Below are 21,208 nucleotides of genomic sequence, written 5' to 3' on the forward strand. Positions count from 1 at the left end.
GCATGGCGCACCCGGCGCCCGGATCGCAGGCCACCGTGCGATCCGCTCCCTGGACGGCACCGGCAGCCCGTAACCCATACGGCCCGGACCACTGGTGACCTCCGCGAACCCGGTGATCACTGGAGGCATGACCCCGCCCCGCGCCGCCGCCTGCGCTCTCGCCCTCTGTGGGCTTCTCGCCGCCACCGCCTGTTCCGCTCTGTCCACCCCGCCCACCGCTGCCAAGCCGCCGATCACGCCCCCCACCAGCGCGCCCCCGCCGTCCCCGAAGACGTCCGCCGCTCCCTCCTCCGCCCTCACCGAGGCCATGGCGCGGGCCGCTCTCGTCACCGACGTGGACCTCGGGGAGCCCTGGACGCCGACCCAGGGGGTGGCCACCTGGCACGACGGCGTCCTGAAGGCGAAGGCCGACCGGCGGGAGTGCCAGCGGCTGCTCGACGCGCTGTACGCCGACGAGTTGTTCGGGGCCGATGCCCAGCCCAGTGCGGTCGTCGGCATGGACGACGAGTGGAACAAGGCGCAGATGCGGTATCAGGTGCTCGCGCGTCCGCAGGCGGAGATCGACAAGACCCTGGCCTGGCTGAAGGGCCTTCCGCGGACGTGCGCGCAGTTCGGGGCCACCACGACCACCGGGGCCGTCTTCGGGGTGCAGGTCACCGAGGCGCCGTTGCCGGAGGCGGGGAACGCCCGGCAGGGGCTGCGGGTGTGGCTGACCGGACAGTCCCCGAACGGTCAACCGACCACGCTCACGCTGGACGTCGCCGCCGTCCGCGTGGGGGACGACGCGATCAGTGTGACGAACGGCGGCTTGGGCGACGTACAGACGGAGGCCACGCAGGCCGCCGTACAGCTGGGAGCCCAGCGGCTGACGGAGATCAGGAAGCAGGGGCGGGTGGAGATCTGAGCGGTCAGTCCTCGTCGAACCGCTTCACGTGCCCGACCACGTCGTGCGCCACCTCGAGCGCGGTGCGGCTGTCCGCGAAGGCGTCCGCGCGCAGCCGGGCCAGCGCCTCGTCCGAGTCGACGCCCAGCTGCACCATGATCATGCCGACGGCCTGGTACACCTCGTCGTGCGCTTTGGCCAGGCCACTGAGCCAGAGGTCGTCGCCCTCGGAACCGTTCTCCTGTCCCCGGGGCAGTGCCGTCAGGGCCACGGTCATGACGTTGGCCACGAGTTCGGCGATGCGCAGCTCCCGCCGGGTGAGCTCGCCGGGGACGTCCCGGTAGAGGTCGAGGGTGCCCACGCACACGGTGTCGTTGCCGAGCGGCATCGAGTACACCGCCCGTACCCCCGCGGCGGTGGCCTGCTGGGCGAAGACCGGCCAGCGGTCGGCGTCCCGGCCGGCCGTCAGATCGGTGGCGAGCACGGCGGCGCGGGACTTGGCGGCGGACGTGCAGGGTCCGTCTCCCAAGGTGGCCTGGAGCTCCGACAGACGCTCGGCCCGGGGGCTGCTGGCGCTGAGCTGGACGGGCATGCCGTCGCTGCGCAGCGACACGCTCGCGTCGGCCACCGGCAGTAGCCGGACGGCGGCCACGCACAGCTTGCCCGGAATCTCCGCGGGGCCGGCGCCCCGCACCCCCTCCGCGATCACATCGGAGACCCGCATGTGATCCCGCTCCACTGCATGGCTGGCCTCGCGGTCGGGGCCGGCTTGGCGGGGGTGGCCGGCTTCACGGTCCGGGCCCACTTGGTGGGGGTGGCCGGCTTCACGGCCGCGTCCGACGTCGCGTTCGTAGCCGGCCTCACGGTCCCGCTCGCGGCCGGCGTCACGGTCCCGCCCGACGTCCCGCCCGCGCCCGGCCCCCCGCTCGCGCCCGGCCGCCCGGTCCCGCTCGACCTGGCGCTCCCGACCGCCCCGACCCTCGCGTTCCGCCGCCGGCCGCGTTTCATCCCCCGGCGCTCCGCACGAGCCGGAAACGTTGTCCCGTCCGGCGTACGCTCCGGAATCGCCGCCCGCTCCGGAGAACGGACCCGGCTCGTCGCCGTGGGTGTCGCCGCGGTCGTCGGTGGGCCCCACGACCACCGCCTCCTTCGGTCAGCGCCGAGCTCGTCCGTCGTCGGCCCCCAAGCGGGCTCGCCGGGGGCGGGGGGCGCCGCTCATGGCGTACCCACCCAGGGGCACCGCCCGGCTACCCCTCGTCCACCGGCCGAAACACCCAGGACGGACATGGCGGACCGGCACTCCCCGCTGTTCCGACGGCGTACAGAAACACCCCGTCGCGGGCCCGGGGTCCTCACAGAGGGGGCTGGGCGGGGGCCGGGCCGAGGGTGGTGGTGCCGGGGGCCGTGCGGTGGCGGAGGCCCGTCCGGTACGCGTCCAGTGCCGCCTCGACCCGTCCCGTACGGCGCAGCAGATCGCCCAGCAGTCGGCACAGGTCGGCCAGGTCACCGACGGCGCCGGCCCGCTCCAGGAGGCTCAGGGCGCGGACGTAGTGCTCCTCGGCGGCCTCGGTGTCCCGGGCGTCCTCGGCGATGATCCCGAGGAGGCGGTGGGCGGCGGCGGAGTGCAGGGCGCCGCGCTCGGAGCTGAGGTCGCTGAGCACGCCGTGGAGCAGGGCGGCGGCCTCGTCGGACTTGCCGCGCCGGTGCAGCACATCGGCGAGCTCGACGGCGGCCTGGCTGGAGTAGAGGGCGGCCCGCTTGGCGGAGAGCATGTCGAGGGCCTGTCTCAACTCGTCCTCGGCGCGCTCCAGTTCGCCGTTCTGGGCGTAGACGTATCCGCGCATCCAGTGGCAGTTGGCGAGCTCGGTACGGATCTGGAGCCGGCGGTAGAGCTCAGCGGCCTTGGCGAGGGAGGCGTCGGCCTCGGCGAGGCGGCCCTCGGCGAGCAGGGTGCGGGCGACGGACCGGTGCATCCGGGCGACGAGGGCGGGGTCGCCGGCCTGCGGGGCGAGCGCCAGGGCGAGTTCGGCGGCCTGGGCGGCGCGGGCGTGGGCGCCCATGTCCATGTAGGGGCCGATGACGCTGGCGTAGAGGAGGAGCAGTGCGTCGGGGTCGTGGAGGCCACCGCGGTTGAGCTCGTCGATGGTGGATTCCAACAGGTAGACGGAGTAGCGGAGTTCACCGGTGAGGTAGTGCGCGAGGGCGCGTCCGCGCAGGGCGGGGACACGGGCGGGCAGGGGTACGTCGTCGCCGAGGGCCTTCTCGGCCCGCTCGAAGTACTGGCGTGCGAAGCCCAGCTCGCCCGTCTCCACGGCGCACTCGCCGAGCCCGAGCAGGGCGGCGGCCCGCACCTCGGCGAGGTCGAGCGCGTCGGCCTCGGCGAGCAGACGGCCGTACTGCGCGGCGGACTCCTCGGCCTCCCCGGTGGCGAGGGTGCGCTGGGCCTCGGTGAGGCGCAGGCGCAGATCGGTGACGAGACGGGCCGGACGGCCGGTCGTCAGTTCCTCGAACCCGACGCCGAGGCGGTCGGCGAGATGCCGGAGCGCGTCGTCGGAGGGGCGCACCCGCCCGGACTCCAGAGTGGAGATGTAGGCCGGTGTGTACGCCGGTTCGGCCAGCTGTTTCTGTGTCAGTCCGCGTTCGACCCGCAGCTGCTGCACCCGTCGCCCGATGACGCCCGGGTCGTCCCGCTCCGACATGGCCAACTCCCCAAGCCCCTCTTGCCGTTCGGCTCTCGCAGCCCCTAGGTTAAACGGCGTATTAACCCTGCTTAATACGCCGTCACCGCCATGGGTACTCACCGCCACCGCTGCGAGGTCGCCGTGCTCGAACGCACCAGCACCACCGCGCGCTACGCCAGGGGTTTCGCCGCTGCGGTCGTGGCCGTGGCCACACTGGTCCTGGCCGCCAACGCGGGGCCGGCGAAGGCGTCGGGGGAGAGACCGGCCGAGCAGGCGGATCAGGTCCAGCAGGTCACCCGGCACTCATCGGAGTGAGACCGGCTGCGGAAGCGGTCCTCAGAGCTGGAACTCCGCGGGCTGCAGGCCCAGGGTCGCGCAGGCCTCCCGCAGGATCGACTGCTCCGCCTGGGAGAAGTGACCGTCGGCGCCGGCGATGACGATGCCGGTCTGGATCACCGCGCGCGCCTCGGTGGGCTTCTTGGCGGCCTTGGCGATGTCCTGGAGCGCCTCCGCCTTGCCCTGCGCGAAGTTGCGGGTGAGCTGGTCCACATGCTTGTGGAAGCGGGTGCGCAGCTGCTCCGGCGGGAAGTTCTGCAGCACCTCGTTACCGAGGATCAGCGACTCCATCTGCTGGATCTCGGCCGCGTCCACATGGCCGTCCGCCGCAGCGACCAGGGCGCACATCGCCATGCTGGCGTCGCGGTAGGCGCCGCTCTTCAGCTCGGTCTTGAGGGAGCCGAGCTGCGTCTTCAGCACACCGACGAGCTGGGCGCGCGAACCACCGCGAGAGGCGCCGCGCGAGGCGCCGTGTCCGGCCGTGCCACCGGTCGTCGTGCCGCGCCCGCCCTGCGCCTGCTGCTGCAGGTTCTTGGCCTGGTCCTTGAGCCGGTCGAACAGTGCCATTGACGTCACCTCGGTACTCGTCTGAGTGATCTCACCCCGGCAACGGCCGAGCCCGGGTAAAGGTTCCCCCAAGCCGACCGGGCCGACCGGGCCGACCGGGCCGACCGGATCAGCAGGGTCAGCCGCACACCCTCCGGTACGGCACCTCCGGAACGTAGGTCCGCCACTGCGCCCGGCTCAGCCCCGCGCCGCCCGCCCGCGCGCACACCTTCTCCAGCACCCGCCCCGGATCGACGGGGTACTTCTGGAGCGGGACGTGCGCGCTCCCCGCGTACAGGGTCGAACCGTCGGCGCCGAAGGCGAGCGTGTCGATCTCCTCGCCCGGCGTGGTCAATGGGCTGCCCAGCGGCTGCTGGGTGGCGACGTCCCACAGCTGGAGGCTGCCCGCGGTGCCCGCGACGGCCAGCGTGCCGCCGTCCGGGCTGAAGGCGAGCGCGCTCACGCCCTCGGGGTCGGCGGCGAGCGGCGCGGGGAAGACGTTGCGCAGGACGCCCTCGCGGCGGGTGAGGTGCTGGGCCCACAGGGCGACCCGTCCGGTGCCGTCGCCCGCCGCCAGCAGCGAACCGTCGGCGGTGAAGGCGAGCGCGCCGATCTGGTCGCCCTGGACCAGGTCGAGCCGGGTGACGCGGCCCGCGGGCAGGACGGCGGTGCGGCCGTCGGCGACCAGGAGTCGGCCGTCGGGGCGGACGGCCAGGTGGGCGGCGGTCACGTCGGTGACCAGCTTCGTACGGCGTCGGCGGGCGACGTCCCACACCTCGTCGGCGACCGTGCCCAGGCCGGTGAAACGGGCGGCGACCAGGGTGCGGCCGCCCGCGCCGAGGGCCAGGCCGATCGCCGCCCCGCCCGGCAGGTCCAGCGTGGCCACCGCCCGCGCGCGGTGCACGTCCCACACGGCGATCGGCTGGGCCACCGCCTCCCGGCCGGGTGCCGAGACGCCGTAGGCGAACCGGGTGCCGTCGGTGCTGAAGGCCGCCACGGGCAGGGTGTCGGCGGGGACGGTGGGCAGGGCCGGGTCGGCGGAGGCGGGGACCCGCACCGGGGGGAAGGTGTGCAGGACGCGGCCGTCGGAGGTCGCGTGGAGCCGGAAGACGTAGTGGTCGCCGGTGCGGCTCGCGGTGGCGTAGCGGTGGCCGTCCGGGCTCAGCCGGACCTCGTCCACCGGGCCGGTCCGCCAGCCGTGGGTGACGGACGCGCCGAGGTCGAGGGTGTGGACGGTGCCGCCCTCGACGTAGCGCAGGGTGCGGCCGTCGCGGTCCCAGCGCAGGCCGCCGTAGAGGTGCTGGTTGCTGAGGGTGTGCCGCAGGACGGGCGCGCCCGGGTCGGTGAGCCGCCACACGCGCACCTCCTCGTGGTCGGCGGTGGCCATGAAGGCGCCGTCGGGGCTGACGGACAGGTACTGCACGCCGGTGTCGTCGAGCTCGGCGATCCGGCGGCCCGTGCCGGTGTCCCAGACGCGCACTCCGCTGCCGGTGACGGCGGCCAGCCGGCCGGTGCCGAGGGCGAGGAGGGAGGTGTCCGCGCCGCAGACGTGGTCCTTCCGCCAGGCGCCGGGCAGGGCGCGGCCGGTGGCGGTGTCCCACAGCTGCGGGATCCCCTGCGAGGAGCAGACGGCCACGCGCGTGCCGTCGGCGCTCACCTCGGGATCCGCGGTCTCCGGGGCCGGGGTCTCGAACAGCACCCGGCCGTCGGTGACCGAGCGCAGCCGTACCGCGGAACCCTCGGTGGTGAGGACGGCGCGGCCGTCGGCGGTGAGGTCGACGTCGCCGGTGTCCCGCAGGGTCACGGATCCGCCGGTCCAGCGGCCGGTGACGGTGTCCCACAGGCGGACGGTCGCGTAGTCGCTGCCGGTGACGGCGAGCACCCGCGTCTGCGGGCCGACCCCGGTCACCGTGCCCCGCGGCACCTTTCCCGAGCCGGTGCGCCGGTGGGTGGTCACGTCCCAGGTGCGCCACTCGCCGCCGTCGGCGCTGAGCAGGACACGGCCGTCGGCGGTGAGCATGCGCCGCACTCCGTCGCCGGGCGTGGGGTCGGTGAAGGTGTCCGTCTCCGCCTGGGCGAGGGAGCCGAGCAGGGCGCGGCGGGTCTCGGGAAGTTCGGCCACCCGCCAGGCGGCGGCCCCGAGCAGCAGCGCGGTGCGCGGGTCGGTGGTGCGCAGCGCGTCGGCGACGTCGGCGACCCGGCGGGCCGCGTTCTGGGTGCGCCCGCGCCGGTTGTCGTCGTACTCGCGGTAGACCGCGAACGCCGTCAGCAGGGCGACCGCGAGGACGGCGGACAGGGACACGGTCAGGGCGCGGTGTCTGCGGCTGATCCGGGTGGCGGCCCGGCGTTCGCTCTCGCGGGCCCCGACGGCGGCGGCGAGGAAGGTCCGCTCGGTCACGGTCAGCGCGGGATCGGTCCGGTGGTCCGGGAAGAGTTCCTCGGCGCGGGCCAGCCGGGTGCCCCGGTACAGATCGCCGGGGTCACGGTCGTGCTCCACCCAGGTGCGGGCCGCGTCCGCGAGCATCCGGTGGTGGCGCAGGCGCGCGCGGTCCTCCTCCAGCCAGCCGTGCAGCCGGGGCCAACAGCTGATGAGCGCCTCGTGGGCGAGCTGGACGCCGTCCTCGTCGGCGGTCAGCAGCCGGGCCGCGGTCAGGCGCTCCACCACGGCCGGCACGTCCGGGTCCGCCCACTCGGCCAGTTCGGCCCGGGTGAGGGGGCGCCGGGTGTCGGGGGTGCCCTGGCCGGGGACGACCATGCGCAGCAGCAGATGGCGGGCGGCGCGGGCCTGGGCCGGGGTCAGGGCGCCGTACATCTCCTCGGCGGTCGCCGCGATCGCGCCGCGCACCCCGCCGGCGGACTCGTATCCGGCGAGGGTGAGCATGCGGCCCTTGCGGCGCCGCCAGGTCTCCAGGAGGGCGTGCGCGAGCATCGGCAGGCCGCCGGGCTCGCCCTGGACCTCCTCCACCAGGCGAGCGGTCAGCGTCCGTTCGACCAGGAACCCGGCCGCCCGGGCCGGTCCGACCACCGCCTCGCGCAGTTCCTCGGCGGTCATCGGGCCGAGCAGCAGCCCGGCACCGCGCAGGGCGTCCGCGAGGTCGCGGTGCTCGGCGCAGCGGGCGTAGAAGTCGGCGCGTACGGCGACCAGGACGCGCAGCCGGCGCTCCGGGTCGCGGGCGGCGAGCAGCAGGTCGATGAAGCGGGAGCGCTCACGGGGGTCGCGGCAGAGGCTGAAGACCTCCTCGAACTGGTCCACGACCACCCAGCTCTCCGGCTCGCCCCGGGCCGGGGCGAGGAGATGGCCGTAGCTGGTGGCGGGGGTCGGGCCAGGAGTGAGGATCCGCAGCACCGCCGGGTCGTCGCGGTCGGCGATCTCCTGCTGGAGGCGGGGGATCAGGCCGGCCCGCAGCAGGGACGACTTCCCGCTGCCGGAGGGGCCGAAGAGCACCGCGAACCGGTGGTCGCGGACCAGTTCGCCGACCTCGGCGAGCACCCGGTCCCGGCCGAAGAAGAGGTGCCGGTGGTCGGGTTCGAACCGGGCGAGGCCGCGGTACGGCGCGGGTCCCTCCGGTTCCTCCTCGGGCGGGGACCCGGCGAGCCGGGCCTCCGCCTCCTTCCAGCGCGGCGCCCACTCCCCGGGATCGCCCCCGCAGGCCCGCACATACCCCTCGACGACGGCGAGGGAGGGCAGCCGTTCGCCCGCGGCGGCCTGGGACAGGGTCGTCGCCGAGAAACCCGCGGCCTCGGCCATCGTCCGGTACGACGGACCGCCCGCCGCCCTCCTGAGCTCGCGCAGTTCACACGCGAGCCGCTGGACGGGCCCGGACTCCGGGTCCAGCGGTCTTTCCGGACGCCCCACGCGCTCGCACCTCCGTACACCCGACGAAAGCGACATCAGGCGCGATGACCATACGAGTCACCGGGAAACGGAACGGTTGCCCATAGGTGACCGAAGGGTGTCGCCGAATCGGCGGATCGCCTCGCCGCTCACGTTTCCCCAGGTCGAAGTGGCCCCGATTGATTGACCTGACACAGCAGGGTGCCGATCAACCCCTCGCCGACCACGCTCGGTGCCGCACCGCCCCCACCTCGCCGGATCCCCCCGGCAGAGCACGTGACTGGAGAGCACCCCGCATGTTCAAGGCACTCAAGAGCGGCAGAAAGTCCCGCCTCGGCCAGGCCGCCCTCGTCGCCGGCGGCGTCGCCGCCCTCACCGTCGGCCTGACGGGCAGCGCGAACGCCGGCGTCCTGAACCCCCTCTCGTACAGCGGCAGCACGTTCCAGGCGAAGTACCAGCCGTACTTCGACTACGACTCGGACAGCTGCTTCCCGGCGGCGGCGGTCGACGCGAACGGCAACGTCAACGGCGGTCTCAACCCGTCCGGCTCGCTCACCGGCAAGTGCCGCTCCGGACACCTCGGCAAGGCGAACACCTACGCGCAGTCGCTGTGCAAGAACGGCTGGTGCGCGTACGCGTACACGCTGTACTTCGAGAAGGACCAGTGCGACCCCACCGGCATCAGCGAGTGCGGGCACCGCCACGACTGGGAGTCCGTCGTGGTGTTCCAGAAGCAGGGCGAGGAGAAGCCGCGCTACCTGGCCGCCTCCCGGCACGGCGGCTACAGCACCCACCCGATCAACGAGGTGCCGATGAACGGCAACCACGTCGAGATCGTCTACCACAAGGACGGCGCGAGCACCCACGCCTTCCGCTTCGCGAAGTGGGGCGAGACGCCCGTGGCCTGGGGCAACGGCGGCTGGGACACCCCCGCCCTGGTCAACTTCTCCGGGCTGAACAGCAGCCTCCAGGGCAAGCTGAACGGCGACTGGGGCAACGCCAACTTCCAGATCGGCAAGAACTTCCTCAGCAACGTGAACAAGGCCCGCCCCTCCGCGGTCCCCGCGTTCTGACGCACGGGCCTGCCCGACCGCGGCCGCCGACGCACACTCCCCCCTCGCGTCGGTGGCCGCTTCCCGGCATCCGGGGCACCCGGGACATGGTGAGACCTCCCCGCGGGTGACACCCTGGTCGCCATGACCTCTGCCCCGGCCCGAACCGCCCTGGACCTCACCGCGGACCTCCCGGTCCCCGACCTCGAGGACTTCTACCGGGACCTGCACCGTCACCCCGAGCTGTCGTTCGAGGAGCACCGCACGGCGGCCCGGCTCGCCGAGCGGCTGAAGGCGGCCGGATTCGAGACGGCCGAGGGCATCGCCGGCACCGGCGTCGCGGGTCTGTTGCGCAACGGCGACGGGCCCACCGTCCTGCTGCGCGCCGACATGGACGCGCTACCGGTCGAGGAGCTGACCGGACTGCCGTACGCCTCGGAGTCGCCCGGGGTGATGCACGCCTGCGGGCACGACCTGCACGTGACCTGGCTGGCGGGGGCGGCGAAGGCGCTCGCGGACGGCCGGGACGCCTGGTCCGGGACGCTGCTCCTGGTGGGCCAGCCCGCCGAGGAGGCCGGCGGCGGGGCGGCCGCGATGGTCGCCGACGGGCTCTACGACCGGGTCCCGCGCCCGGACGTCCTGCTCGGCCAGCACGTGGTACCGGGCCCGGCGGGCCTGTACGCGCACGTGCCGGGCCTGATCATGTCGGCGACGACGGACGTGGAGATCGTGGTGCACGGCCGGGGCGGCCACGGCTCGCGCCCCGAGACGACGGTCGACCCGGTCGTCACGGCCGCCTACATCGTCACGCGGCTCCAGACGATCGTCAGCCGGGAGATCAAGCCGCGCGAGTCGGCCGTGCTGACCGTCGGCCGGATCGAGGCGGGCACGGCCCCGAACATCATTCCCGCCACCGCCCGTATCTCCCTCAACCTGCGGACCCAGTCCGAGGCGGTACGGGACCGGATGATCGCCGCGATCCGCCGGATCGCCGAGGGCGAGTGCCATGCGGCGGGCTGCCCGCGCGAACCCGAGGTGACCCTGGGCGGCTCGTTCCCGGCCACGGTCAACGACCCGGAGACCGACCACCGGATCGCCGCCGTGCACCGCGAGGTCTTCGGCACCGCCACCGTCTTCGACTCCGGCCCGGCGATGGCCAGCGAGGACTTCTCGAAGCTCGCGCTCGGCGAACTCCCGTACTCCTACTGGTTCGTGACCTCCACGCCCGCCGAGACCTGGGAGGCGGCACCGGGCGCGGACCTGATGGAGAAGTTCGACGCCGTCCCCAGCAACCACAGCCCGCACTTCGCCCCGGACCTGTCGACGGTGGCGCCGGGGGTGCGGACCCTGGTGTCGGGGGCGCTGGCCTGTCTCGTCTAGAACGGTGTCGCCTGCAGCTCCCGCAGCTGCTTCTCCACGTTCTCCAGGGCGCCCGGGCGACGGCCGGGAACGCGGGCGCGCAACTGCGCGAGCAGGGCGCCGAGTTCCTGCGCCTGGGTCTTGTCACGGACCTGCCCCCACTGGTGGTGGGCACGGTCCACGGCCTTCTCCACGGTCGGCGAGTCCGGGCTCTGTTGGGCGGTCAGCCGCGTCTCGGCCACGGTCAGCCAGATCCGGCAGCTGCGCGCCGAGTCCCGCGCGAACATCGCCAGGTCCGCCCGCACCTCGGACCAGTGCAGGGCCTGCTCGGACGCCACCCCGTGCGCACGCGTGGCGGCCTGCTCGTGCGCCAGGGCGAGCGCGTCGGCGTCCTGGTGCCGGCCGGCCTGGACGGCGGCGGTGATCTGGACGTGGGGGTCCTCTTGAGGACGGTCGGGTGTCTTCGGCCTTTCCGGCGTGTGAGGACGAGGCTGTTCAGGCCGATAGGCGGGTCTGGGAGCGAAGCCCCCGGGGACGGCCACCGGAGCGGGCGGCACCGTCAACACGACGTCCCCGTAGGCGTCGGGGCCCAGCCGCCCGAACGCCTGCTGATGCAGCTGCTCGACCGGCGGACGCCATCCGCTGCGCAGGATCGTCGCGATCGTCTTCATGTACGCCGGCCCGGCCACCGTACGCCGGGAGGGCGGCGGCGCGATCCGCCCGAACACCGCGTTGTTGCGCCCGGAGTCGAGGGCGTGCGTCCGCAGCCAGCCCCACGCATCCGCGTCGGCGTGCAGGTCGACCAGGAGCGTCGTCGACCCGGGGGAACGCAGCCGGAACTCCTCCCGGATCCACTGCCAGGGCAGCGCGGTGTAGCGCACGGTGGCCGGGGTGGTGCGGGCCAGCGCGAGGTGGGGGAGGTGCTGGCGGCGGTCCAGGGCGAGCTGGCCCGCGATGAAGACGGTGAGCGGGCCCGGCGTGGCCGCGACGGCGCGCAGCCGGGTCAGGACGGCCTGCGGCTCCAGGGGGTCGGCGAGTTCCACGACATTGGCCGTGTCGGTGCCGGAGAGCACGGCGGGCGGCACGGCCGCGAGAACGGGAAGCACGGACGCCGCGTCCACCAGACGGCTCTTGCCCACCGGTGAGGCGGCGAGCAGCAGCACGGTTCCGGGCATCGGTCCCTCCCCATCCCCCGTCGATCACTTACGGCAGCACGGTAACCGCTGTGGCTGCGAAGGGGAGTTCCCAGGGCGGCAAACGTCCCTTTCCTGCCCGCTCGTCGGCCCCGCGCACAGCAATCACGGCATTCGACTTGCCAGGGCCCCTTCCCAGGTGTGCTCTGGAAGCCGGGGGTGTATCGGGGTGGAGAGAGAGGAGTGCTCTCATGGCTCATGCGGCACCCGCGGGCGGATTCGCCCGGACACCTGATGTCTTCGACGCCAAGGTGCACACGGCCGCCAGGTACGGCATCCCGGTCGTGCTCGGGCTGGTCTACGGCTACTGGGCCGCGGCGAACCGCCGTGACGGCGGGCCGATCACCGGCTGGAACGTGCTGTTCGGCTGTGTCACGGCCATCGCGTTCATCGTGCTGTGCATCGCCGTGGCGACGTTCGCGCCCCTGCTGAAGCGGGAGCTCCACTCGGCCGTGAAGTCCGGCTTCGCCGGGGCGGCCGTCGGGTTCCTGTACAGCCAGACGGGAGAGAGCGTGCTGCGCTCGACGGCGCTGGCGCTGGCGGTCGCGGCGGGGATCTTCGTCGTGTTCTTCTACCGCTACTACACGCACGAGGACGGCGAGGGGAACCGGATCCGTTAGCGGACGCGCATGGACCCCGGCCAGGAAATGGCCGGGGCCCACGACTTCCCTCATCCCACGTTCTTCCACTGCGGACACGGATCCGCACAGGTCGGCACGGAACGCCGGCCGGTGTCGACGAACGCGGCACTGACCCAGCCCCGGGCCCCGGTGAACCAGTACCAGTACGGGTTGCCGTTGACGCTCTGCCCGCGGACCATGCACCTCACCCGGTCGTGGCTGCCCGGCGGGAGCCGGTCGACGGCGGCGGAGTGCGTGGTGGGCGCGGCCCGTACGTCGACCGGGGTGCGGGAGACGATGGTGCCCCGGACCGGACCGCCGTGCCCATGGCCTTCGGCGTACGTGGGCGGGGCTGCCGCCGCGAAGCCGCCCGCCGCCGTGACGGTGAGCGTGGCGCCGGTGAGCATGGCCACGGCCAGGGTCCGCAGGCCCGTAGTGGTGCGCATGGATCGGCCTCCTTCTCCCCGGGTCTCCCCCCGATCCGCCCCTGATCTCCCCTGATCCATGAGACACCCGTTCGGGTGAACCCTCCACCGGAGGGCGGAATCGCCGGCTCCACGGCTCGCGCGGCCGCCCGCCGTCGTCTTGCCTTGAAGGGTGACCTCTCGTGTCCGCGGCGCCCTGTCGGCCGCCCTGATCGCCCTGGCCTGTCTGCTCGTGCCCTTCGGCGCGGTGGCGGCCTGGGCGGCGTACGGCCTCACCGACACGGGCCGGTACGTCACGACGATGGCACCGCTCGCCGCCGACCCCGCCGTGCGGGACAGCGTCGCGGACGCGGTGGAGGGCGAAGTCGGCGAGCCGGTACGGCCCTTGGTGCGCTCCTTCACCCGGACCCCGGCCTTCGGCACCGCGTGGGACGAGGGCAACAGAGCCGTCCACCAAGCCGTGTTGAGGGCAGTCCGGGACGGCGGCCACCACGAGGTGACCGTCGACATCGCCCCGATCGCCGCCCGGGTGGAGCACCGGGTCACCCTGCCCCCCACCGAGATCGCCGTGCTCCCGGCCTCCCAGCTGGACCGTCTCCGGAAGGGTTACGACGTGCTCGAAGTCGCCGGTTTCTGGCTGCCCGTCTCGGCCGCCGTCCTCGCCGTCGCCGGGATCGCGGTCGCCGCCTGTCGCCGCCGCGCCCTCACCGCGACCGCCCTCGGCACGGCACTCGGCGGCGCGCTGCTCAGCCTCGCCGTCGCCGTGGGCCGCCGGCTCACCCTCACCGATCTGCCCGACCCGGTGCACCGCCCGGCCGTGGGCGCCGTCTACGACGCCCTGACCGCCACCTTGCGCACGGTCTCCTGGCTGCTCGTGGCCGTCGGTCTCGCGGTGGCTCTGACCTGCTGGCTCAGTGGTCGGTACGGCTGGCCGCGAGCCGGGCGAGGGCCCGCAGGGCCCGTTCCAGATCCGGCACAGCGGCCGACGCGAGCCCGAGCCTGACCGCGTCCGGGGTGCGGTTCGGGTCGACGGCGAAGGAGGGCCCGGGCGTGAGGGCGATCCCGAGCGCCGCGGCGGCGGCCGTGAAGGTGTCCGCCCGCCAGGGGGCCGGGAGTTGCCACCAGGCGTAGTACGCGCGCGGATCGGACCGTACGGCGAACCCGCCCAGGCACTCGGCCAGCACCCGCTGCCTGCGCGCCGCGTCGGCCCGCTTCGCCTGGACCAGCCGCGCCACGGTCCCGTCCACCGTCCACCGAACCCCCGCCTCCAGCGCGAACCGCCCCGCACTCCACCCACCGGAGCGGACGGCGTCCGCCACCGCGTCCACCCGCTTTTCCGGTACGACGAGAAAGCCGACGGTGAGCCCGGGCGCGACCCGCTTGGAGAGACCGTCGACGACATGGGTGAGGGCGGGGGCGAGGGCGGCGAGCGGGTCGTCGTCCTCCGCGAGGAACGACCAGATGCGGTCCTCCACGACGGGAAGGTGCAAGTCATTGACGGTAAGCGCGAGTTGACGCCTGCGCTCGTAACTGGTCGTCACGGACGTCGGATTGTGCAGGGTCGGCTGCACATAGAGGGCCGACAGGGGCGCCGTGCGATGGGCGGCGGCCACCGACTCGGGGCGCAGTCCCTCCTCGTCCGTGGCCAGCGGCACCAGCGTGATGCCGAGCCGGGCAGCGATCTCCTTGACCACGGGATACGTCAGCTCCTCCACGCCGACCCGGCCGCCCGACCGCGCCAGGGAGGCGAGGGCGGCGGCGACGGACTGGCGGGCGTTGCCCGTGAAGAGGATCCGGGACGGGTCGGGGCGCCAGCCCGGGGTGGTGAGGAGGGCGGCGACGGCCTCGCGGGCGGCCGGTGTGCCGGTGGCGGCGGCCGGGCGGAGGGCCTCGGTCAGGACGTCGGGGCGCAGCAGGGGTGCGAGGGCTTCGGCGAGGAGCTCGGACTGGCCTTCGGCGGAGGGGTAGTTGAGCTCCAGGTTGACGGGTGTCCCCGTGTCCTCGATGAGCCCCCGGCCGGGCCGCACCGGCGCGGTGGCTTTCACGAAGGTGCCGCGGCCCACCTCCCCGACGACCAGTCCCCGCCGTACGAGTTCGCCGTACGCCCGTTCCGCCGTCGACGCGGCGATCCCGTGCCGGCGCGCGAACTTCCGCTGCGGGGGCAGGCGTTCGCCCGGCCGGAGCCGTCCGGTGGTGATGTCGGCGGCTATGCGGTCGGCGATACGGCGGTAGTCGTGCACCAAGGCCCCCTGTGATTGCACTGAGGGCAAAGATTTTATTGCACCGAGATGTGGGGCCGACCTAGGGTCGGCGTCATGACGGCGATCCCCCTGGTGCTGGTCCACGGCCACCCCTTCGACCACACGATGTGGCGCCCGCAGATCGAGACGTTCTCCGCCTCCCGCCGCGTCATCGCCCCGGACCTGCGCGGCTACGGCACCGCGGTGCCGCCCGCGCCGGTCGAGCGCTTCGAGCGGTTCGCCGAGGACATCGAGGCGCTGCTGGACGAACTGGATGTGACGGCGTGCGTGCTGGCAGGCCTGTCCATGGGCGGTCAGATCGCCATGGGCTGCTACCGGCTCTTCCCCGAGCGGATCCGGGGCCTGGTCCTCGCCGACACCTTCCCGGCGGCGGACAGCCCCGAGGGCGCGCGGGTCCGGCACGCGACGGCGGACCGGCTGCTGCGCGAGGGCATGCGCGGGTACGCCGACGAGGTGCTGGAGAAGATGGTCGCGCCGTATGCCTCCCCCGAGGTCAAGGCGCACGTCCACGGCATGATGACGGCCACCCGGCCGGAGTCCGCCGCGGCGGCCCTGCGCGCCCGCGCCGCCCGCCCCGACCACCGCGAGCTGCTGACCCGCGTCGTCGTCCCGGCGCTGGTGGCCGTGGGCGCCGACGACACCTACACACCGGTCGCCGACGCGCAGGCCATGCACGCGGCGCTCCCGGAGTCGGAGCTGCACGTCTTCGAGGGGGCGGCGCACCTGCCCAACCTGGAACGGGCGGGGGAGTTCAACACCGTGCTCGGGGAGTTCCTGGCGAAGGTCGACGCCCGCTCGTAGGCTCGGACGGTGACCCGCCGAAGGCTCGGTATCTGGACCGCCGCCCTGCTCTTCGCCGCCGTGAGCGTGATCCTGGGATGCCGGCTCGCCGACACGGACGGCATCACCCCCGTCCCCCAGTTCCTCGCCTTTCTCCCCTGGCTGCTCGCGCCCGCCGGAGCGGGGCTGGCCCTCACCCTGCTCACCCGGTGGTGGCCCGGGACGATCTGGGCGGGCGTGCTCCTCGGGCTGCTGGCGTGGTTCATCGCCCCGTACGGACAGGGCGGCGAGCCCGACGGCCGGGTGCTCGCCTCCTTCCGCGTCCTGACCTCGAACGTCGAGTTCGGACGGGCCACCGACGCCCTCGTCACCGCCGTCCGCGAGGAAGGACCGGACATCGTCTTCGTGGAGGAATGCGACTACGGCTGCTCGGCGGCACTGCGGCGGTCCCTGTCCGAGAGCTATCCGTACCGGCGGTCCGTGGAGGGCGCCGGCTCGACGGGGTCCGTCGTCCTCAGCCGCTTCCCCCTGAAGCCCGCCGCCGGGATCCCGGGGAGCACCATGGGCATGCCCGGGGCCGTCGCCGACGTGCGCGGTCACGCCGTACGGCTGCAACTCGCGCACCCGATGCCCCCGCTGCCCGGCCAACTGGGCCTGTGGCGGCTGGAGTTGGGCAGGCTGCGCGACTTCGCCGCCGCCACGGGCCGCACCCCGGCCGTCCTGGCCGGCGACTTCAACGCCTCCCAGGACCACGCGGCCTTCCGCGCGATCCTCGACACCGGGCTGCGCGACGCGGCCCGCCTCGCCGGCTCCGACCGCACACCCACCTGGCCGGCCCGCACCGCCCCGGCCATCGGCGCGCAGATCGACCACGTGCTGGTGTCCAGGGACTTCTCGGCGAGCGACGCCCGCTTCCTGGACCTGGCGGACACCGACCACCGTGCCCTGCTGGTGGACATCGCCCTGCACAGGCCCGGTTGACCTGGGTGTTCATAATGGCCGCATGTCCCGCATCGGCCTCACCCCGCCCGACTGGCTGGTCCGGAACCTCCAACCGCAGCACTCACCCGTCAACCGGGCCGCCGTGGCCCGCGCGTCGATCGCGATGTCCCTCCCCCTGGCGATCGGCCTCTGGGTCGATCAGCCGGAGTACGGCGCCCTCGCCTCCATGGGCGCCCTGTCCGGGGTCATCGGCGACACCGCCGACGCGTACCGCATGCGGATCCTCAACATCGCGGTCCCCCAGCTGTTCGGCGCGCTCGGCATCACGCTCGGTTCCCTGGTCTACGGCCATGGGTGGACCGCGGTCGTGGCGGTCACCTGCGTCGCCCTCGTCTCCGGGATGATCTCGACGATCGGCGCGGTGGCCTCGGTCTCGGGCCTGCTCCTGCTGCTGAACTCGGTGGTGGGCGCGGGCCTGCCGATGCCGGGCGACTGGTGGCTGGCCCCGCTGCTGATGACCGGCGGTGGCCTCCTCGTCCTGCTGCTGGCCCTGCTCGCCTGGCCGCTCAGGTCCGGGGTGCCGGAGCGGACGGCGGTCGCGGCCACGTACCGGACGGTGGCCGACCTGATGGCCGCCTGCGGTCGAGCGGAGTACGACGAGGCACGGCACGCCGTCACCCAGTCCCTGAACCAGTCGTACGACCTCGTCCTGGCCCGGCGCGCCCGCCACCACGGCCGCAGCGCCGAACTGACCCGCCTGCTGGCCCAGTTGAACGCGATCACCCCGGTGGTGGAGGCGGCCCCCGCGGCCCACCTGTCCGGTGAGCCGCTGGCAACGGAGATCCCGGAGACGGTCCGCCACCTCGCCCGGGCGGTGGAGACGGGCTACACGGGCCCGATAGGCCTGAGCCTCCCCGTGCCGGTGTCGGAGACCGCCCGAGCCGTCGACCACGCGCTGCGCCACGCGGCCGAGGTCGTCGCCGTACCGGATGTGGACCCGCGCGGCATCGACGACCGCCTCGGCCGCCCGGCCGCGCTCGGCGTCCGGGCCGCCCGCGCCGCACGCAACGTCGCCCTGTCGGCGGCGTCATGGCGCTACGGGCTGCGGCTGGCGCTGTGCATCGGGTCGGCCCAGGCGCTGGTCTCGATCATCCCCGTCCCCCGTTCCTACTGGGTGGCCCTGACGATCACCTTCGTGCTGAAACCGGACTTCGGCTCGGTGTTCTCGCGGGCGCTGCTGCGGGCGCTGGGCACGGTGGCGGGGCTGGTGGTCGCGGCGGCGGTGCTCTCGCAGGTACCGCGCGGCGGGTGGGACGTCCTGGTGATGCTCCTGCTGGCCCCGCTGATCCCGGCACTCACCCCTCGCGGCTACGGCTACCAGACGGCGGCGATCACCCCCGTGATCCTCCTGCTGTCGGACGTCCTCAACCACCAGGGCACGGCCCTGCTGATGCCCCGCCTGCTGGACTCCCTGATGGGCTGCGGAATCGCCCTGGTCGCGGGGTACCTGCTGTGGCCGGAGAGCTGGCACACGCGGGTCGGCGACCGGCTCGCCGACGCGGTCGCCGACACGGCCCGCTATGTGGAGTCGGCGTTCGGGTCCGCCCCCGACCCCGCCGCCCGCGCCCGTATGCGCCGCCGCCTCTACCGCGACCTCTCGGTGATCCGCACGGAGTTCCAGCGCGCGCTGACCGAGCCGCCGCCCACCGGCCGCCGGGCGGCGGCCTGGTGGCCGCTGGTCGTCGCGGTCGAGCGGATCGTGGACGCGACGACGGCGGCGAGGGTGCGAGTACGGCACGGGGCGGCCCGGCCGTCCGCCGCCGAGGTGGAGCAAGTGGTGCTCCAACTCCGTGAGCTGGCGGACGGCTTGCGGAAGGTGGACGTGCTGTACGCGGTCAGAACGGACCTGACCGGACCGGCGGGCAGCGTACTGGAGCCCCTGCGGCAGGAGGTGGCGGCAGCCAGGGCGGTCGCGCAACCCACCTAGCGGCGCGGGGTCGTCCGCCTATACGCCGATGTCACTCCCGTCCTTGCGCCACACCGCCACGACCGCCGGCCGCACGATCTTCCCCGGGCCGTCGGGCCAGGTGCTCGCCGGCTTCTCCACCGTCGCCCCGCTGATCTCCCCCGGGTGCTGCACCGCCACCAGCACCCGCCGGTCCTGCACCAGCGGGCCGCAGGTCTCGGCCCCCGTCGGCACGGTCAGGAACTGCTTGAGCTCACCGCGCCGCTCCCCCTTCGTGGCGACACCGAACAGCCCGTCGTGCGTGCCCAGCTGGTTCCCGTCCGTGGAGATCCACAGGTTGCCGTGCGGATCGAAGGCCACGTTGTCCGGGCAGGAGATGGGGCTCACGTCGTCCTTCGGGAAGCCCGCGAAGTAGGTGGCGGGGTCCTCCGGGTCCCCGGCGACGAGGAACAGCGTCCAGGCGAACTCGGTACTGTCGGCCCGGTTCCACCGCTCGGTGAGCTCGAGGATGTGCCCGTGCTTGTTGGCGTTGCGGGGGTTCGCCTCGTCGGCGGGCGCGTTCGCGCCGACACCGCGGTTGGTGTTGTTGGTGAGCGCGACGTACACCTTGCCCGAGTGCGGGTTGGGCTCGATGTCCTCGGGCCGGTCCATCCTGGTCGCCCCGACCTTGTCGCCGGCGAGCCGGGTGAAGACGCACACCTCATCGGCGGTCATCCCCTCGACGTGCGACACGGCACCCTTGGCCGTGGCGGTGACCAGCGGAATCCACTCCCCGCCACCGTCGAACTCCCCGTCGGCGGGAAGCTTCCCGGTCCCGTCGATCTCGAGGGCGGGGGAGTCACCGGTGAGGCGGGCGACGTACAGGGTCCCCTCGTCGAGCAGGGAGAGATTGTGCTCCCGCACGGCCCTGCCGCCGCCGTGCTTCATCCGCTTGCTGCCGACGAACTTGTAGAAGTAGTCGAACCGCTCGTCGTCCCCGGAGTACACGACGGGGCGCCCGTCGTGCGTGAGCCGCACGGTCGCGCCCTCGTGCTTGAACCGGCCGAGCGCGGTGTGCTTGCGGGGCGCGGAGGAGGGGTCGTACGGGTCGAGCTCGACGACGTACCCGAAGCGGTGCACCTCGTTGGGCTCCTGGGCGACGTCGAACCGCTTGTCGAAGCGCTCCCACTTGCGCTCGCTGGCGCCGGTCCCGATCCCGTAACGCTTGTCCGTCGCCCGGCCGGCGTTGGCGAAGTACTGGTTGAAGTTCTCCTCGCCGTGGAGGGTGGTGCCCCAGGGGGTGGTGCCGCCGGAGCAGTTGTTGAGCGTGCCGAGGACCTTCCGGCCGGTGGCGTCGGCGGAGGTCCTGAGCAGGTCGGACCCCGCGGCGGGCCCGGTCAGCCGGAACTCGGTGGTGGCGGTGACGCGCCGGTTGAGGTGGTGCCGGGGTACGACGGTGAGCGCGCCGTTCCTCTTGTTCTCCTCCACCACGACGGCGGACAGCCCGTGCGCGGCCCAGGCGATCTCGACCTGCTCACGGGTCGGGTCGGCGGCGTCGTAGCCACGGAACATGAGCACTTCGTCGGTGTACTCGTGATTGGCGACGAGTACCTGCCGGCCACGCTCGCCCGGCAGGGGCAGCAGCGCGAGGAAGTCGTTGTTGTACCCGAACTGGCCGGCCTGGGCGGCGGCGGTCTGCCGGTCCGGGTCGAAGGCGGGGGCGCCGCGCAGGATGGGCTCGCCCCAGCGGACGACGACGTTCTGGGAGTAGCCCGCCGGGATGGTCACGGTGTCGGCGGTGTTGGGCGCGACGGGGGTGAACCGGAGCCCGCGCGCGGCCCTGCCCTTGGGCTGGGGCTTGGCCTGCTGGGCGGCGGCTTCGGCCGACGGGGCCGTGACCACGGCGCCCGTGGTGCCGGCCGCGGCGGCGACCGTCACGACGGCGGCGGCACGCATCATCGAACGGCGGCTGAGCGCGGTGGCGATGACATCGCCGACGTACGGGTTGGAGGAGGTGTTGGGCGCCGGGTGGAAACAGGCGTCACCACACCGGAAACGGCAGGTCAGGGCGGACCGTCCATGGACGGCGTTGATCAATGGCAGCTGTACGCGCACTTTGCTCTCCCCTTGCTTCCCCTTGAAGCTCGCTTGACGGACGGTAGGTGCGCGTCCGTGCGAGAACGGGACAGGGTGGTGAACGGTGCATGAACCCGGGGTGGACGTAGCGGAGTTGACGCCACGCGCGGGTGAAGTCCGGAAGTAGGTCTTGACGCCCGGGACCCCGGTCACCAGCCCCTGCCCAAGATCGCCGTCCGGGGCCGCTAACCTTACGTGTCCGTCCTGGCCAGGG

General features: G+C 73.6%; 17 protein-coding genes. 9 read left to right on the forward strand and 8 right to left on the reverse strand.

The window, feature by feature from the left end; translation table 11 throughout:
* Nucleotides 1-127: 127 nt before the first annotated feature.
* Nucleotides 128-904, forward strand: coding sequence for a hypothetical protein (locus BFN33_RS09435; RefSeq protein WP_069759680.1), 777 nt, complete (start codon nucleotides 128-130; stop codon nucleotides 902-904).
* Nucleotides 905-908: 4 nt separating this feature from the next.
* Here the strand turns inward: BFN33_RS09435 and BFN33_RS55445 are convergent, their stop codons facing one another.
* Both BFN33_RS55445 and BFN33_RS09445 read right to left on the reverse strand, forming a co-directional pair.
* Nucleotides 909-2,018 (reverse strand): GAF and ANTAR domain-containing protein, encoded by a 1,110-nt coding sequence (locus tag BFN33_RS55445; RefSeq protein ID WP_370743263.1) that lies wholly within the window; start codon nucleotides 2,016-2,018, stop codon nucleotides 909-911.
* A gap of 217 nt (nucleotides 2,019-2,235) precedes the next feature.
* Nucleotides 2,236-3,582 (reverse strand): helix-turn-helix transcriptional regulator, encoded by a 1,347-nt coding sequence (locus BFN33_RS09445; protein ID WP_069759437.1) that lies wholly within the window; start codon nucleotides 3,580-3,582, stop codon nucleotides 2,236-2,238.
* Nucleotides 3,583-3,672: 90 nt separating this feature from the next.
* Between BFN33_RS09445 and BFN33_RS09450 the strand changes: the two genes are divergently transcribed.
* Nucleotides 3,673-3,879, forward strand: coding sequence for a hypothetical protein (locus tag BFN33_RS09450; protein ID WP_069759438.1), 207 nt, complete (start codon nucleotides 3,673-3,675; stop codon nucleotides 3,877-3,879).
* A gap of 21 nt (nucleotides 3,880-3,900) precedes the next feature.
* Here BFN33_RS09450 and BFN33_RS09455 read toward each other — a convergent pair whose 3' ends face one another.
* Together BFN33_RS09455 and BFN33_RS09460 are read right to left on the reverse strand one after the other, a co-directional pair.
* Complete coding sequence (locus tag BFN33_RS09455) at nucleotides 3,901-4,467, reverse strand: tellurite resistance TerB family protein (RefSeq protein ID WP_069759439.1); 567 nt, start codon at nucleotides 4,465-4,467, stop codon at nucleotides 3,901-3,903.
* Between the two features lie 118 nt (nucleotides 4,468-4,585).
* Nucleotides 4,586-8,302 (reverse strand): hypothetical protein, encoded by a 3,717-nt coding sequence (locus tag BFN33_RS09460; RefSeq protein WP_069759440.1) that lies wholly within the window; start codon nucleotides 8,300-8,302, stop codon nucleotides 4,586-4,588.
* A gap of 275 nt (nucleotides 8,303-8,577) precedes the next feature.
* Here BFN33_RS09460 and BFN33_RS09465 point away from each other — a divergent pair, with 275 nt between their 5' ends.
* Together BFN33_RS09465 and BFN33_RS09470 are read left to right on the forward strand one after the other, a co-directional pair.
* Nucleotides 8,578-9,354 (forward strand): NPP1 family protein, encoded by a 777-nt coding sequence (locus tag BFN33_RS09465; protein WP_069759441.1) that lies wholly within the window; start codon nucleotides 8,578-8,580, stop codon nucleotides 9,352-9,354.
* Between the two features lie 123 nt (nucleotides 9,355-9,477).
* Nucleotides 9,478-10,713 carry an amidohydrolase gene (locus BFN33_RS09470; RefSeq protein WP_069759442.1) on the forward strand — a complete coding sequence of 412 codons (1,236 nt, stop codon included), beginning with the start codon at nucleotides 9,478-9,480 and terminating at the stop codon, nucleotides 10,711-10,713.
* On the opposite strand, the gene BFN33_RS09475 is transcribed toward BFN33_RS09470, so the two are convergent.
* Entirely contained in the window at nucleotides 10,710-11,867 is a 1,158-nt protein-coding gene (locus BFN33_RS09475; protein ID WP_069759443.1) for a hypothetical protein, read from the reverse strand. The two genes, BFN33_RS09470 and BFN33_RS09475, sit on opposite strands and share 4 nt — an antisense overlap.
* A gap of 209 nt (nucleotides 11,868-12,076) precedes the next feature.
* On the opposite strand from BFN33_RS09475, the gene BFN33_RS09480 reads away from it, so the two are divergent.
* Nucleotides 12,077-12,505 carry a hypothetical protein gene (locus BFN33_RS09480; RefSeq protein ID WP_069759444.1) on the forward strand — a complete coding sequence of 143 codons (429 nt, stop codon included), beginning with the start codon at nucleotides 12,077-12,079 and terminating at the stop codon, nucleotides 12,503-12,505.
* A gap of 50 nt (nucleotides 12,506-12,555) precedes the next feature.
* Here the strand turns inward: BFN33_RS09480 and BFN33_RS09485 are convergent, their stop codons facing one another.
* Nucleotides 12,556-12,951, reverse strand: a complete 396-nt coding sequence (locus BFN33_RS09485) for a hypothetical protein (RefSeq protein WP_069759445.1) — start codon at nucleotides 12,949-12,951, stop codon at nucleotides 12,556-12,558.
* Nucleotides 12,952-13,102: 151 nt separating this feature from the next.
* On the opposite strand from BFN33_RS09485, the gene BFN33_RS09490 reads away from it, so the two are divergent.
* The gene (locus BFN33_RS09490) at nucleotides 13,103-13,933 is read left to right on the forward strand and encodes a hypothetical protein (RefSeq protein ID WP_069759446.1); all 831 of its coding nucleotides are present in this window, start codon (nucleotides 13,103-13,105) and stop codon (nucleotides 13,931-13,933) included.
* On the opposite strand, the gene BFN33_RS09495 is transcribed toward BFN33_RS09490, so the two are convergent.
* Nucleotides 13,842-15,170, reverse strand: a complete 1,329-nt coding sequence (locus BFN33_RS09495; protein WP_069759447.1) for a PLP-dependent aminotransferase family protein — start codon at nucleotides 15,168-15,170, stop codon at nucleotides 13,842-13,844. The genes BFN33_RS09490 and BFN33_RS09495 overlap by 92 nt on opposite strands.
* A 75-nt stretch (nucleotides 15,171-15,245) precedes the next feature.
* On the opposite strand from BFN33_RS09495, the gene BFN33_RS09500 reads away from it, so the two are divergent.
* From BFN33_RS09500 to BFN33_RS09510, 3 genes are read left to right on the forward strand one after another with little or no spacing between them, the layout of a single operon-like run.
* The gene (locus BFN33_RS09500; RefSeq protein ID WP_069759448.1) at nucleotides 15,246-15,992 is read left to right on the forward strand and encodes an alpha/beta fold hydrolase; all 747 of its coding nucleotides are present in this window, start codon (nucleotides 15,246-15,248) and stop codon (nucleotides 15,990-15,992) included.
* Nucleotides 15,993-16,001: 9 nt separating this feature from the next.
* The gene (locus BFN33_RS09505; RefSeq protein WP_069759449.1) at nucleotides 16,002-16,952 is read left to right on the forward strand and encodes an endonuclease/exonuclease/phosphatase family protein; all 951 of its coding nucleotides are present in this window, start codon (nucleotides 16,002-16,004) and stop codon (nucleotides 16,950-16,952) included.
* A 22-nt stretch (nucleotides 16,953-16,974) separates the two neighbouring features.
* Nucleotides 16,975-18,900, forward strand: a complete 1,926-nt coding sequence (locus BFN33_RS09510) for an FUSC family protein (protein WP_069759450.1) — start codon at nucleotides 16,975-16,977, stop codon at nucleotides 18,898-18,900.
* Nucleotides 18,901-18,918: 18 nt separating this feature from the next.
* Here BFN33_RS09510 and BFN33_RS09515 read toward each other — a convergent pair whose 3' ends face one another.
* On the reverse strand, nucleotides 18,919-20,973 hold the full coding sequence (locus BFN33_RS09515) for a PhoX family phosphatase (RefSeq protein ID WP_069759451.1): 2,055 nt from the start codon (nucleotides 20,971-20,973) through the stop codon (nucleotides 18,919-18,921).
* Between the last annotated feature and the right edge of the window lie 235 nt (nucleotides 20,974-21,208).

The sequence above is a fragment of the Streptomyces sp. LUP47B genome (assembly GCF_001746295.1).
In the GTDB taxonomy this organism is placed as follows: Bacteria; Actinomycetota; Actinomycetes; order Streptomycetales; family Streptomycetaceae; genus Streptomyces.